The following is a 13,667-nucleotide window of genomic DNA, read 5'->3' as shown; positions in this document are numbered from 1 at the left end:
GGGCCTTACCCGGCCGGGTGACCCCGAGTTGCGGCAACTCAGCGCGAGAGGGCGGCGGACAGGTCGGACAGGAACCCGGTGGGGTCCTGGAGATCCCGCTGGGTAACCTGCAGCACGGTCCAGCCCAGCGCCTCGAGGCGACGGCGGCGCGCGATGTCTCTGCGCCACTGGTCCCTGTCGCGGTGGTAGTCGCCCTCGTACTCGATGGCGATCTTCCGCTCGGGGTAGGCGAGGTCGACCCGGGCCACGAACCGCCCTGCGCCATCACGCACGACGTGATTCACCTCCGGGAGCAGTAAGCCCGCCTCGTGGAGGACGATCCGCAGCTCCGACTCCTTCGGCGACTCGGCGCGACCGTCGAGGAGCTCGAGGGCGGCGTCGAGACGGGGTCGTCCGCGCCGGCCCGGCCACGCTCCGGCGGCGGCTGCGAGGTCGGCGATCGTCGCGAGACGCCGGTGCAGCACGGCGTCGCCGACCGCGACCAGCTCTCCGAGCCTCAGGACGGCGGCGAGATCGCAGAAGGTGCGGGCCGGCGTCGTGCAGAGCACCCCGTGGCGCCGGTCGGCGTCGTCACGTCGGCACGAGACCTGGTGGCCGATCGTGCCGGAGCCGCGTGGCGCGCGTGCTCCGCGGGGAACGCTGACGTGGAGGTCGGACTGGCGCGTCATCTCCGGCGGCAGGGGGAGGCCGTGCAGACCGGCGGCGGTCGTGTGGCTGAAGGCGGCGAAGTGCGGAAGGCGGGTCGCCCTGGCGCGACACCGTTCGATCAGTGAGGGCTCGCCGACACCCGTGCGCACCCCGTAGAAGGGAGCGGCGAGGTCGGAGGCGCGCAGCCGGTCGGGCGACACCCCGTGCCGTCGCGCGTCGGCGACCGTGAAGGGGGCGCCGCGGAGCCCCGGCGGCAGCGGTCTCGGTGCGGCGGGCATGCGGCCAGCCTCCCGCGCACGCGCCGTACCGCGCCGCATCCGCCCCCCCGTTGTGGACGACCCGGCCCGCCCGACGACCTGGGGAGGCGAGCCCGATTCGCCGAGTTGCCGCGATCTGGGCTTACCCCGCGCGGGAGGGCCCGGATTGCGGCAACTCAGCGCGAGAGGGCGGCGAGGCCGCGCTCGAAATCCTCCACCGCTTGGCGGTAGGCGTCGTCGGGGTGGCTGCGGGCGATCTCGCGCAGCGGGGGCAGATCCATCGCACGCACGAGACGCACACGCTCGGCGACGGCGGCGGTGTGGCCCGCAGCATCGAGGATCCCGATGCCCGCCCGCAGCGCCTCGAGGTAGTCGGTCAGCACGTCGAGGCGGGCCGTGCGTTGCGTGATCGATGAGCCGTCGGCACGCTGACGCCAGTGGACGACGACCTCGGGTACGACGTCGAACGCGCGGGCCCGGGTGTACATCAGCTGTGCGACGACCTGGTCTTCGTACAGGCGTCCCTCCGGGAAGCGCAGTCCGGTGCGGTGCCAGAAGTCGGAGCGGCTGACCTTCGACCACGCCACGATGTTGCCGGATGCTGCGGGGTGCGCCTCGAGCGTCGTACCGGCGCGCGCGGGGTCGGTCGCCGCCGCCACCCACGACTGAACGGCCCCGGGGCGGTAGTGTCCTTCGTCGTCGGGCCGCAGCCGCACGTACGCGCCCGCGGCGAAGTCGCTGCCGGAGGCGTCGAGCGTGTCGAGGAGCGTCTCGAGCGCCGCCGGTGTCAGCACGTCGTCGGCGTCGAGGAAGCCGAGGAAGGGCGTGTCGACGAGGTCGAGCCCGGCGTTGCGCGCGGCGCCGAGCCCGCGCTGATGCGTGTGCGTGACGACGCGGAAGCGGGGGTCGGCGTCGGCGGCGGCGCGGAAGATCGCCGCGGTGCCGTCGGTCGATCCGTCGTCGACGAGCACGGCCGTCCAGTCGCCGCGGGTCTGGCCGCGCAGAGAGTCGAGCGCGTCGGCGGCGTACTCGGCCACGTCGTAGCCGGGGACGACGATCGTGATGGCGGGGTCGCTCACGGCGCCGATCCTACGGCCGCCACGGAGGCGGCGAGGGCGTCGGCGACGTCATCGAGAGGGGCGTTCAGGTCGTGCGGGAAGGTGAACCGCACCGCCGTCCGGGCAACGTCTGCGCCGAGGCCGAGCGCGGTCAGCACGTGCGACGGATCGTCGCTGCCGGCCGCGCACGCCGACCCGCTGGAGGAGACGACCCCGCGCCTCTCGAGCTCGAGCAGGATCGCCTCGCCGCTGGTTCCGGGGAAGACGAAGCTCGCCGTGCCGGGAAGGCGCCTCGCGGGATGCCCGGTGAGGGCGGCCCGGGGGACCGTCGCGAGCACCCGGGCGACGAACGCGTCGCGGAACGCGCCCACTCGGGCGGCGGACTCCTCGCGTTCGGCCTCGGCGAGCTCGAGCGCGGTGGCGATCGCGACCGCACCCGCGACGTCTTCGGTGCCCGACCGGCGGCCGCGCTCCTGGCCGCCGCCGTGCATGAGCGGCTCGAGCGGGATGCGCCCGCGCACGGCGAGCACGCCCGTACCCTTCGGCGCCCCGAGCTTGTGGCCGGCGATCGTGAGGGCATCGGCGCCGAGATCTCGCAGGGGCAGCCAGCCGGCCGCCTGCACGGCGTCGAGGTGCAGAGGGACCCCGCGCGCCCGCGTTGCGGCGGCGAGGGCCGCAGCATCCTGGATCGCGCCGATCTCGTTGTTCGCGTACCCGATCGACACGAGCGCGGTGTCATCGCCGATCGCGGCGGCGAGATCTGCCGCGTCGACGAGGCCGGTCGCGTCGACGGGCAGCACGTCGACCTCGAATCGGTGGATCCGACGCAGGTAGTCGGCCGACTGCAGGATCGACTCGTGCTCGATCGGCGTCGTCACGACACGCCCCGCGCCGCGGTTCGCCTGCGCCGCGATCGCGATCCCCTTGAGCGCGAGATTGTTCGCCTCCGTGCCGCCGGAGGTGAAGACGACATCGCCGCGCCGCATGCCGAGAACGGCCGCGACCCGCGAGCGCGCGTCGTCGAGGGCGGATGCCGCGGCCTCGCCCACCGTGTGGTGGCTCGACGGGTTGCCGAACCAGCGGGTCAGGAACGGCATCATCGCCTCGAGAACCTCGGTGCGCACCGGGGTGGTCGCGGCGTTGTCGAGATACCGCACGGATCAGCCCGCGTCGATGGCGATGTCGAGTCCGAGGTCGAGCGCGCGCGCGGAGTGGGTGAGGGCCCCCACCGAGATGACGTCGACGCCCGTCTCTGCGATCGCCCGCACCGTCTCGAGGTTCACTCCGCCGGATGCTTCGACCGTGACACGGCCCGCTACCCGCTCGACACCGGCGCGCAGGTCGTCGAGTGAGAAGTTGTCGAGCATGATCGTTCCGATCCCCGCGGCGAGCACCGCATCGATCTGGTCGAGCCGGTCGACCTCGACCTCCACGTGCGTGGTGTGGGGGAGACGGGCGATCGCGCCCTGCAGTGCGGCGGTGACCGACAGTCCCGTCGCCGTGAGGACGGCGAGGTGGTTGTCCTTCGCCATGACCGCGTCGGACAGCGAGAAGCGGTGGTTGTGACCGCCGCCGCTGCGCACCGCGTGCCGTTCGAACGCGCGGAGCCCGGGCGTCGTCTTGCGGGTGTCGACGATGCGCGCGCCCGTGTGGGCGACCTCGGCGACGTAGGCGGCGGTGAGGGTCGCGATCCCCGACATCCGCTGGGTGAAGTTGAGCCCGATCCGCTCGGCGGTCAGCACGCCGCGGGCGGGTCCTGTCACCCGGGCGAGCACGTCGCCGGGCGCGAAGACCGCCCCATCGTCGATGAGCAGCTCGACGGCGATGCGGTCGTCGGTCAGCCGGAACGCCGCGGCGAACACCTCGCCCCCGCTGAAGACCCCGCTCTCCCGCGCGACGAGGTCGGCCCGTGCCGTGGCCGTCTCGGGAATGAGGCTCTCGCTGGTGAGGTCGCCCCAGGGGGCGTCCTCGTCGAGGGCGGCGGCGACCACGCGGTCGATCCGGGCGCGGTTCATCATGCGTTGATCCCTTCGAGAACGCGCCGCAGGGGAGCGTGCGACGCTGCGGCGGGGCGCGGCGTGCCCGGGGTCGCGCCGTCGGCGCGGTGGTGGGCTCCGACCGACAGGGGGCGACGGCGAGCGGCGTCGACGACGTGCGCGGCGACGAGCAGCAGGTGCGCGTCTTCGTGGTCGGCGACGGTGCGAGCCGTGCGCGGTTCGGCAGACCAGGCGGCCAGCACGGATGCGGCGCGGCCGAGACCTTCGGCGGTGCGGGTGAGCGCAGCATCCGCCCACATCAGCCGCTGCAGCGCGGCGCGCGAGAACGGTTCGGTGCGAGCGGTCATGGGCGGCTCGAGGAGAGGCGAGGGGAGTGCTGCGGGGACGGGCCACCGACCGGATGCCGCGTCGGCGCCGACCGCGTCGCCCACCCGCGCACCGAACACCGCGGCCTCGAGGAGCGAGTTCGACGCGAGTCGGTTCGCGCCGTGCACCCCGGTGCGCGCGGCTTCGCCCGCCGCGTACAGGCCGGGCACGGTCGTGCGGCCGTCGAGGTCGGTGACGACGCCGCCCATGAGGTAGTGCGCGGCGGGAGTGACGGGGATGGGCTCGCGCGACCAGTCGTAGCCGCGTTCGCGGACGGTGCGGTCGATGGTCGGGAAGCGCCGCGCGAGGAACTCCGCCCCGAGCGCGGTGGCGTCGAGCACGACGGGTGCGTCGTGCTGGGCCGCCATCGCGCGGTCGATCGCGCGCGCCACCACGTCGCGCGGGGCCAGCTCGCCGTCGGGGTGCGCCTCGAAGGCGAACCGGCGTCCCGTCGCGTCGCGGAGCACCGCGCCCTCGCCGCGCACGGCCTCGGAGATGAGGAACGGCGCGGCGGCGTCGCCGGCGAGGCCCGCGCGCCCCGGCAGGACGGTCGGGTGGAACTGCACGAACTCGAGGTCGGCCACCGCTGCGCCGGCGCGGAGGGCGAGCGCGATCCCGTCACCGGTCGCCACCGACGGGTTGGTGGTGTGGGCGTACAGCTGCCCTGCGCCGCCGGTGGCGAGCACGACCGCGTCTGCGGCGATCACGCGGCGCTCGCCGTCGTGGAGGATCTCGACACCCACGACACGACCGCGATCGAGGGCGAGGTCGGTGACGAGCGCGTGCTCGACGAGCGTCGCCGCGCTCTCGCGGATCCGTGCGACGAGCGCCGCCTCGATGGCCGCGCCCGTGGCGTCGCCGCCGGCGTGCAGCACGCGGGGGGCGGAGTGCGCGGCCTCGAGCCCGGCGCTCACCGTGCCGTCGGGGTCGCGGTCGAAGGCCACGCCGCGGGCGATGAGTTCTTCGACACGAGCGGGGCCCTCGGTGACGAGCGTGCGCACCGCGATCTCGTCGTTCAGGCCCGCGCCGGCGACGAGCGTGTCGTGCGCGTGGTCGTCGACGCTGTCGGTCGGCGTCCAGACCGCGGCGATGCCGCCCTGGGCGTACCGCGTGTTCGACTCGCTCACCGCTCGCTTGGTGACGACGGTGACACGGCAGCCCGTCTCGAGCGCGTGCAACGCCGCGGTCAGCCCGGCGATGCCCGAACCGACCACGACCACCGTCGAGGGGGACGCCGCGGCAGCCGACAGGTCGCTCACGGCTTGGCCGCCAGCATCCGCTCGAGGGCGACCGTCGCGGGTTCGGACACCGACGCGGGAACGGTGATGCGATTGAGCACCTCGCCTGCGACCAGCGCCTCGAGCACCCAGGCGAGGTAGCCGGGGTGGATGCGGTACATCGTCGAGCACGGGCAGACGACGGGGTCGAGGCAGAAGATCTCGTGCTGCGGGTACTGGGCGGCCAGACGCTGCACGAGGTTCACCTCGGTGCCGATCGCGAACGTCGTCGGCTCGGTCGCCGCGGCGATGGCCTTCTGGATGTAGTCGGTGGATCCGGCCTCATCCGCCGCATCCACCACCTCCATCGGGCACTCGGGGTGCACGATCACGCGGACTCCCGGGTGCTCGGCGCGCGCCTTGTCGATCTGCTCGACGGAGAAGCGTCGGTGCACCGAGCAGAAGCCGTGCCACAGGATCACGCGGCTGTCGAGCAGGGTCGCGTCGTCGTTGCCGCCGAGGGGGCGGCGGGGGTTCCACATCGGCATCTGCTCGAGCGGCACGCCCATCGCCTTGGCCGTGTTGCGGCCGAGGTGCTGGTCGGGGAAGAAGAGCACCCGGCGCCCGCGGGCGAACGCCCACTCGAGCACGGTGCGCGCGTTCGACGACGTGCAGACGATGCCGCCGTGGCGTCCGACGAAGCCCTTGATCGCGGCCGAGGAGTTCATGTAGGTGACGGGGATCACCGGTACGCGCCCGTCGGCGTCGACCGCCTCGAGGTCGCCGAAGACGTCTTCGAGCTGCTCCCAGCACTCCTCGACCTGATCGATGTCGGCCATGTCGGCCATCGAGCATCCGGCGGCGAGGTTGGGGAGGATGACCGCCTGCTCGGGCCGGGAGAGGAGGTCGGCGGTCTCGGCCATGAAGTGCACGCCGCAGAAGACGATGGCCTCGGCCTCGGGGTGGGCCTTGGCCGCGTTCGCGAGCTGGAACGAGTCGCCCACATAGTCGGCGTGGCGAACGACCTCCTCGCGCTGGTAGAAGTGCCCCAGCACCACGGCGCGGTCGCCGAGGGTCGCTTTCGCGGCTCGCACGCGCGCGTCGAGCTCGTCGTCGGAGGCATCGCGATACTCCTGCGGCAGCTCGCCCTGCCGAGGCGACCCCGTCGGGATCACATCGCCCATCGACGACCCGGGACCGTATCCGGGGCGGGTGTCGAAGTTCCACGGACCCGCGGCGAGGTCGGTGGTGCAGGTGGAGTTGAGCGACGCGCCCGCCACGATCGCCTGGATCTCGTGGTCGACCGACGGGTCGAGCGGGGGGCCGTCGCCGCGGCGAAGGTCGAGGGTCAGGGGTGTCGCGGTCATGGGGGCTCCCATCAGTGGCGTGCGGTCAACGGACCGCGCTCGGCGAGCTCGACGTCGGGGTCGTAGCGGTACAGGCGGGCGGGGCGGTGGCTTCCGGTGCGGAAGCGCTCGGTCGGGAAGAGGGTGCCGGAGCCTTCGACCTGGCGCCGGAAGTTCGCGGGGTCGAGTCGGCGGCCGAGGATCGACTCGTACACCTCGCGCAGCTCCGCGAGGGTGAACTCCGGCGGCAGCAGCCCGTGTGCGATACGGCTGTAGCCGACCTTGGAGCGCAGGCGCCAGAGGGCGTACTCGACGATCTCGTTGTGGTCGAAGGCGAGGCGGGGGAGCGAGGCGGCGTCGAACCACTCGACGTTCTCGGGGGCGTCACCCTGGGCCGCGTGCGCGTCGACCTGGGCGTCGACCTCGTCGGCGCGCAGCAGCGCCCAGTAGACGATCGAGACGACACGGGCGGGCGAGCGGCCGACGCCGCCGAACGCGTAGAGCTGCTCGAGGTAGCTGGCCGAGAGCCCGGTGGTCTCGCCGAGGGTGCGGGATGCGGCGTCCTCCAGCTCTTCGGCGGGATCGAGCCATCCGCCGGGCAGTGCCCACAGGCCGTCGAACGGGTCGCGCGTGCGACGGACGAGAGGCAGCATCAGCTCGGCCGGCGCGGAGTCTTCGGTGCGCCGCAGGCTGAAGATCACCGTGGAGACGGCGACGCGGGCGGCTTCGGGAGACGTGCTTTGTGTCATGGTGACCATTACCTCGCGACGATCTTATAGTCAGCGCGACTCGAAGCACAAACCAGGACCCGCTCAGCCACCACCCCTACGCTGTCCGGAGGAGGTACCCGTGCTCGTCGTCGATGTCGTTCTCATCGTGCTGCTCGTCGTGTCGGCGATCGTCGGACTGCGCCGCGGCCTGCTCGCCAGCGTCGGGCTGTTCGCGGGCATCGCACTCGGCGCGGCCGTCGCCTACTGGCTCATGCCGCTGGCCGGGTCGTGGGTCTCCGACCCGTCGTGGCGTCTCGTGACGGTCATCTCCGTCGGCATCGGCCTGCTGCTCCTGGGCGCGGCCGTCGGCTCGGCCATCGGTCGGTCGTTGCGACGAGGCGTCGACCGCATCAAACTCCGCGTGCCGGAACGGATCCTCGGCGGGCTCGCCAGCCTCGTCGGAGCCGCGCTCGCGATCTCGTTCCTCGGCGGGGCGCTGGTGTCCACCGGAACCCCCGTCATCTCCAGCGCCCTGGCGTCATCGACCGTCCTGCGCACCATCGACACCGTCACCCCGGCCCCCGTGCGGGCCACCCTCGCCCAGCTGCGCGGTTCGGTGTTCGGCGACGGCCTTCCCCGACTGGGCGAGCTGCTCGAGCCGGCGCTCGTGCCCGCCGCCCCCGCGGTGTCGCTCGACGACCCCGCGCTCACCGCCGCAGCCCAGTCGGTCGCGAAGATCACCGGTGTCGCCTACGCGTGCGGCATCACGGCCACCGGCACCGGCTTCGCCGTGGCCCCCGACCGCATCGTGACGAACGCCCACGTGGTGGCCGGGGTCGAGCAGCCCGTGGTCGAACTCCCCGGGCGACCGGCACAGGACGGACGCATCGTCTACTTCGACCCCGTCGACGACCTGGCCGTCATCGCGGTGGACGGACTGGATGCGACGCCCCTCGCGATCTCCGACAGCCTCCCGGTCGGATCGGCCGCCGTGGTGCAGGGGTATCCGCACGGTGGTCCGTTCACGTCGGGCAACGCGCAGGTCGTCTCGGTCGGCACGCCGAGCGTCCCCGACATCTACGACGCGAGTTCGACACCCCGTGACATCTACGCCCTGTCGGCCATCGTGCGTCCCGGCAACTCCGGCGGGCCGCTCCTCACCCCGTCGGGCGAGGTGGCCGGTGTCGTCTTCGCGCGCTCCGACAGCGACGACGACGTGGGATACGCCATGACCCCGGTCGAACTCGACCCGGTGATCGCGCGCCTGGGCGAATTCGACGCCCCGGTCGCCTCCGGAGCCTGTACCGCCTGAGGCGGTGCGGCGAGCACCTCCCGCTACGGCGAGCAGCTCCCGCTATGCTGAGCGCGACAAGTCCATACGGCCTCATGATCGTTGCGGGAGAGCCTCGGCACAATCCAGCCGGGCACCGAAGGAGCAAGCCTCCCCGCCAATCTCTCAGGTACGCGTACCGCGCCGATCGGGCCACTCTGGAAAGCGATGCCGAGCGATGCTCGGCGTCCGCCGACGGTGAAAGGCGCAGCATCCGTTCTTCGATGCCGAGCTGAAACTCTCAGGCCCATGACAGAGGGGGAGTTCCCGCCACCGAGAGGTGGCACCCGACGACCGGGAGAACTCGATGTCAGAACCCCGCTCCACCCCGCTTCACCAGCGCCATGAGTCGCTCGGCGCGACCTTCACCGACTTCGGTGGATGGCTCATGCCGGTGCGCTACGCCTCCGACCTCGCCGAGCACCGAGCCGTCCGCGAGGCCGCGGGTCTGTTCGACATCTCGCACATGGCCGAGTTCTGGGTGCACGAGGGCCGCGCCGCCGACTTCCTCGACTACGCCCTCGCCGGTCGCGTCTCGGCCATGCCGGTGGGCACGGCGAAGTACTCGCTCGTGCTCGCCGACGACGGCGGCATCGTCGACGACGTCATCGTCTACCGCACGGGCGGGGAGTACTTCCTCGTGGTCGCCAACGCCGGCAACCGAGCCGCCGTCGCGGCGGCGCTGGATGCGGCGCTCGCCGCCTGGGCTCGCGTGCACGCCTTCCTCGACGAACCCGTCGAGGGGGATTTCGCCGGCGTGCCCGGAGCCGAGCTGCCCCGCGTCGAAGACGTCAGCGACCAGACCGCGCTCCTGGCCGTCCAGGGGCCGCGGGCGCGCGCGATCGTCGAGGCCACGGCCGGTGTCGACATCACCGGCACCGCGCTCGGCGACCTGGGGTACTACGCCTGGATCGGCGGCACCTTCGACGGGGCCTCCCTCTTCGTTGCGCGCACCGGGTACACCGGGGAGGACGGCTTCGAGCTCCTCGTGCCGAACCGGGTCGCCGTCGCCCTGTGGGACGCCCTGCTGGCCGCGGGCGAGGCGTTCGGCCTCGTGCCCGCCGGTCTCGCGGCGCGCGACACGCTGCGCCTCGAGGCGGGCATGCCGCTCTATGGTCACGAGCTCACGCGCGACGTCGTGCCCGCCCAGGCGGGGCTCGCGCGCGCGGTCGCGCTCGACAAGGACGACTTCATCGGCAAGGGTGCGCTCGCCGCCGACATCGCGGATCGGCCGGTGCTCGTCGGTCTCGTGTCCGACGGCAAGCGCGCGGGGCGCGCGGGCTACGCCGTGTACGACGCAGACACCCGGGTCGGCGAGATCACCAGCGGTGCGCTGAGCCCGACCCTGCAGCATCCGATCGCCCTCGCCTTCATCTCGCCCGAGTCGAGCGCGCTCGGAACCGAACTCGCCATCGATGTGCGCGGCACGCGCATCCCCGCAACCGTGACCGCTCTGCCGTTCTACCGGAGGAAGAAATGACCGATCTCGACGCCCTCTCCTACACCGCCGAGCACGAGTGGATCGCGTCGGACGACGCCGTCGCCACCGTCGGCATCACCGACTTCGCCGCCGACAAGCTGGGCGACGTGGTCTTCGTCGACCTTCCCGCGGTCGGCTCGGTCGTCTCCGCCGCCGAGGTCTGCGGAGAGATCGAGTCGACGAAGTCGGTCGGCGAGCTCTACGCGCCGCTCTCGGGCGAGGTCGTCGAGATCAACGCCGCCGTCGTCGATGACCCCTCGCTCGTCAACAGCGACCCGTTCGGCGATGGGTGGCTGCTGAAGATCCGCGTCGACTCCTCGGCATCGGCCGACCTGCTCGACCGCGCGGCGTACGTCGCCCTCACCGGGGGCGCGGCGTGACCACGCCCTTCGTCGACCGGCACATCGGAACGGATGCTGCCGCCCAGCGCCGCATGCTCGACACGCTCGGCTACGACTCGGTCGACGCCCTCGTGCGGGCGGCCGTCCCGGCGTCGATCCACGTGCGACCTCGCGAGACCACCTCGATCCCCGAGGCCGCGAGCGAGGCCGAGACCCTCGCCGAGCTGCGGGAGCTGGCGGGCGACAACCGGCCGGCGCGCCCCATGATCGGCCTCGGCTACTACGACACCGTCACCCCGTCGGTCATCACGCGGAACGTGCTGGAGAACCCCTCCTGGTACACCGCGTACACGCCCTACCAGCCCGAGATCTCGCAGGGCCGGCTCGAGGCCCTGATCACCTTTCAAACGATGGTGAGCGACCTCACCGGCCTCCCCACGGCGAACGCCTCGATGCTCGACGAGGCCACCGCGGCCGTCGAGGGGATGCTGCTGGCCCGTCGTGCGTCGCGGTCGAAGAGCGACGTGTTCCTCGTCGACGCCGACGCGCTTCCTCAGACGAAGGCCGTGCTCGAGCACCGCGCCGCCGCCGTGGGGGTGGAGATCGTCGTGGTCGACTTCCGCGTCTGGGAGGCGGCGGGAGGTCAGGGCGACCGTGCGCTCCCCGACGCGTTCGGGGTGTTCATCCAGTACCCGGGTGCGTCCGGCCGCGTCTGGGATCCGACGGCGGCGATCGGCGCGGTGCAGGAGCGCGGCGGACTCGCCGTCGTGGCGGCCGACCTGCTGGCGCTGACGTTGCTGCGTTCGCCGGGCTCGCTCGGAGCCGACGTCGCCGTGGGCACCACGCAGCGCTTCGGCGTGCCGCTCGGGTTCGGCGGCCCGCACGCGGGATACATGGCCGTTCGCGGCGGTCTCGAGCGTCAGCTGCCCGGGCGCCTCGTGGGCGTGTCGCAGGATGCTGCGGGAAACCCCGCTTACCGCCTGTCGCTGCAGACCCGCGAGCAGCACATCCGCCGCGAGAAGGCCACGTCGAACATCTGCACCGCGCAGGTGCTGCTGGCCGTGATGGCCGCGATGTACGCCGTGTATCACGGTGCCGACGGACTCCGGGAGATCGCGACCGATGTGGCACGCAAGGCCGATGCGCTCTCGGCCGAGCTGCGCGCGTTCGGGCTGTCGACAGCATCCGAGTCGTTCTTCGACACGATCCGCGTGACCACCCCCGGTCCGGCGGGGCGCGTCATCGACCGTGCCCGCGCGCTGGGCTACCAGCTGCTGTGGGTCGACGACGCCACGGTCGGCATCTCGGTCGACGAGACCACCACCGCGCGCGATCTCGCGGCCGTGGCGGAGGCCTTCGGGCTGCCGCGTTCCGAGCGGCTCTCGCTCGACGACGCCCTGCCGCTGCGCGGGGTGAGCGGCGGGATGCGGCGCATCGACGAGTTCCTGACGCACGCGGTGTTCTCGAGCCACCGCAGCGAGACCGCGATGATGCGCTACCTGAAGCAGCTCGCCGACCGCGACTACGCGCTCGATCGCGGCATGATCCCGCTCGGGTCGTGCACGATGAAGCTCAACGCGGCGACCGAGATGGCCGCGGTGTCGTGGCCGGAGTTCTCGCGCGTGCACCCCTTCGCGCCCGAGGCCGACGTGCACGGCTACCTCACGATGATCGAGCAGCTCGAGACGTGGCTCGCCGAGATGACCGGGTACGACGCGGTGTCGCTGCAGCCCAACGCCGGGTCGCAGGGTGAGCTCGCCGGGCTCCTGGCGATCCGCGGCTACCACCGGGCCAACGGAGACGCGGGTCGCACGGTGTGCCTCATCCCGTCGTCGGCGCACGGCACGAACGCCGCGTCTGCGGTGCTGGCGGGCATGCGGGTCGTCGTCGTCGCGTGCGACGAGGCCGGCAACGTCGATCTCGACGACCTGCGGGCGAAGATCGCGCTGCACGCCGCCGAGCTCGCCGCGCTCATGATCACGTATCCCTCGACCCACGGGGTGTACGAGCACGACGTGCTCGAGATCACGCGGGCGGTGCACGACGCGGGCGGGCAGGTGTACGTCGACGGGGCGAACCTCAACGCCCTGCTCGGATACGCGCGGTTCGGCGATCTGGGCGGCGACGTGTCGCACCTGAACCTGCACAAGACGTTCGCCATCCCGCACGGCGGCGGCGGGCCCGGTGTGGGACCGGTGGCGGCCAAGGCCCATCTGGCGCCCTACCTGCCGTCCCACCCGTTCTCCCCGCGCCGCGCGTCGTACGGCGTCGACGGCGGACCGGTGTCGGCCGCCGCCCACGGTTCCGCCGGGATCCTCCCGATCTCGTGGGCCTACGTGCGGATGATGGGCGCCGCCGGGCTGCGGGAGGCCACCGGTGCCGCCGTGCTGTCGGCGAACTACCTCGCCGCGCGGCTCCGCGCGCACTACCCGGTGCTGTACACCGGCGCCGACGGCCTGGTCGCGCACGAGTGCATCCTCGATCTGCGGCCCCTCCGCGAGGAGACCGGCATCACCGTCGACGACGTCGCCAAGCGCTTGATCGACTACGGCTTCCACGCCCCGACGATGTCGTTCCCCGTCGCGGGCACGCTCATGATCGAGCCGACCGAGTCGGAGGACCTCGCCGAGCTCGAGCGCTTCGTCGAGGCCATGATCGCGATCAAGGCCGAGGCGGTTGCCGTGGCCGAGGGGGAGTGGCCCGCCGCCGACAACCCGCTCGTGAACGCCCCGCACACGGCCGAGTCGACGATCTCGGGCCCGTGGCAGCATCCGTACTCCCGCGAACGGGCGGTGTACCCGGTGCGGTCGCTCATCCGCACGAAGTACTGGCCGCCGGTGCGCCGCATCGACCAGGCCTACGGCGACCGCAACCTGGTCTGCGCCTGCCCGCCGCCCGAGGCCTTCGCCTGACCCGC

The 13,667-nt window shown here is 72.6% G+C and carries 11 protein-coding genes and 2 riboswitches; of the genes, 4 read left to right on the top strand and 7 right to left on the bottom strand.

Annotated features, from left to right (window positions below; genetic code table 11):
* Window positions 1-38: 38 nt before the first annotated feature.
* From ABTU82_RS02815 to ABTU82_RS02785, 7 genes are all read right to left on the bottom strand, one after another.
* On the bottom strand, window positions 39-926 hold the full coding sequence (locus ABTU82_RS02815; RefSeq protein ID WP_407171612.1) for a DUF559 domain-containing protein: 888 nt from the start codon (window positions 924-926) through the stop codon (window positions 39-41).
* A gap of 155 nt (window positions 927-1,081) precedes the next feature.
* Window positions 1,082-1,984, bottom strand: a complete 903-nt coding sequence (locus ABTU82_RS02810; RefSeq protein ID WP_407171609.1) for a glycosyltransferase family 2 protein — start codon at window positions 1,982-1,984, stop codon at window positions 1,082-1,084.
* A complete protein-coding gene (locus ABTU82_RS02805; RefSeq protein WP_407171606.1) occupies window positions 1,981-3,120 on the bottom strand; it encodes a cysteine desulfurase family protein in 1,140 nt (379 codons plus the stop codon). The genes ABTU82_RS02810 and ABTU82_RS02805 overlap by 4 nt, the downstream gene beginning before the upstream one ends.
* A 3-nt stretch (window positions 3,121-3,123) precedes the next feature.
* Window positions 3,124-3,981, bottom strand: a complete 858-nt coding sequence (nadC, locus tag ABTU82_RS02800) for a carboxylating nicotinate-nucleotide diphosphorylase (protein ID WP_116646207.1) — start codon at window positions 3,979-3,981, stop codon at window positions 3,124-3,126.
* On the bottom strand, window positions 3,978-5,585 hold the full coding sequence (gene nadB, locus ABTU82_RS02795) for an L-aspartate oxidase (protein WP_407171601.1): 1,608 nt from the start codon (window positions 5,583-5,585) through the stop codon (window positions 3,978-3,980). Before nadB ends, nadC begins: the two co-directional genes overlap by 4 nt.
* Window positions 5,582-6,910, bottom strand: coding sequence for a quinolinate synthase NadA (gene nadA, locus ABTU82_RS02790; RefSeq protein WP_407171600.1), 1,329 nt, complete (start codon window positions 6,908-6,910; stop codon window positions 5,582-5,584). Before nadA ends, nadB begins: the two co-directional genes overlap by 4 nt.
* An 11-nt stretch (window positions 6,911-6,921) precedes the next feature.
* A complete protein-coding gene (locus ABTU82_RS02785) occupies window positions 6,922-7,638 on the bottom strand; it encodes an NUDIX hydrolase (protein ID WP_407171599.1) in 717 nt (238 codons plus the stop codon).
* A gap of 100 nt (window positions 7,639-7,738) precedes the next feature.
* On the opposite strand from ABTU82_RS02785, the gene ABTU82_RS02780 reads away from it, so the two are divergent.
* The 4 genes from ABTU82_RS02780 (at window position 7,739) to gcvP (ending at window position 13,662) form a co-directional block, all read left to right on the top strand.
* Entirely contained in the window at window positions 7,739-8,911 is a 1,173-nt protein-coding gene (locus ABTU82_RS02780; protein WP_116646209.1) for a MarP family serine protease, read from the top strand.
* 74 nt (window positions 8,912-8,985) lie between these two features.
* A riboswitch (glycine riboswitch) is annotated at window positions 8,986-9,081 on the top strand.
* Window positions 9,082-9,195: riboswitch (glycine riboswitch) on the top strand. It begins immediately after the preceding riboswitch.
* Window positions 9,196-9,236: 41 nt separating this feature from the next.
* A complete protein-coding gene (locus ABTU82_RS02775) occupies window positions 9,237-10,409 on the top strand; it encodes an aminomethyl transferase family protein (RefSeq protein ID WP_407171595.1) in 1,173 nt (390 codons plus the stop codon).
* Window positions 10,406-10,789 (top strand): glycine cleavage system protein GcvH, encoded by a 384-nt coding sequence (gene gcvH / locus ABTU82_RS02770; protein WP_116646210.1) that lies wholly within the window; start codon window positions 10,406-10,408, stop codon window positions 10,787-10,789. The genes ABTU82_RS02775 and gcvH overlap by 4 nt, the downstream gene beginning before the upstream one ends.
* 53 nt (window positions 10,790-10,842) lie before the next feature.
* Complete coding sequence (gcvP, locus tag ABTU82_RS02765; protein ID WP_407173281.1) at window positions 10,843-13,662, top strand: aminomethyl-transferring glycine dehydrogenase; 2,820 nt, start codon at window positions 10,843-10,845, stop codon at window positions 13,660-13,662.
* The last annotated feature ends 5 nt before the right edge of the window (window positions 13,663-13,667 follow it).

Origin of the sequence: Microbacterium deferens, from assembly GCF_045517775.1 — a bacterium.
Taxonomy (GTDB): Bacteria; Actinomycetota; Actinomycetes; order Actinomycetales; family Microbacteriaceae; genus Microbacterium.
Note: the sequence above shows the minus strand (reverse complement) of the source record. Positions and strands in the feature narration are given on the sequence as shown.

Bases quoted from the DNA above. Each gene is read 5' to 3' on its own strand.
- ABTU82_RS02785 (WP_407171599.1), bottom strand. From the start codon at position 7,638: ATGACACAAAGCACGTCTCCCGAAGCCGCCCGCGTCGCCGTCTCCACG.
- nadC (WP_116646207.1), bottom strand. From the start codon at position 3,981: ATGATGAACCGCGCCCGGATCGACCGCGTGGTCGCCGCCGCCCTCGAC.
- ABTU82_RS02815 (WP_407171612.1), bottom strand. From the start codon at position 926: ATGCCCGCCGCACCGAGACCGCTGCCGCCGGGGCTCCGCGGCGCCCCC.
- ABTU82_RS02775 (WP_407171595.1), top strand. From the start codon at position 9,237: ATGTCAGAACCCCGCTCCACCCCGCTTCACCAGCGCCATGAGTCGCTC.
- gcvH (WP_116646210.1), top strand. From the start codon at position 10,406: ATGACCGATCTCGACGCCCTCTCCTACACCGCCGAGCACGAGTGGATC.
- nadA (WP_407171600.1), bottom strand. From the start codon at position 6,910: ATGACCGCGACACCCCTGACCCTCGACCTTCGCCGCGGCGACGGCCCC.
- gcvP (WP_407173281.1), top strand. From the start codon at position 10,843: ATGCTCGACACGCTCGGCTACGACTCGGTCGACGCCCTCGTGCGGGCG.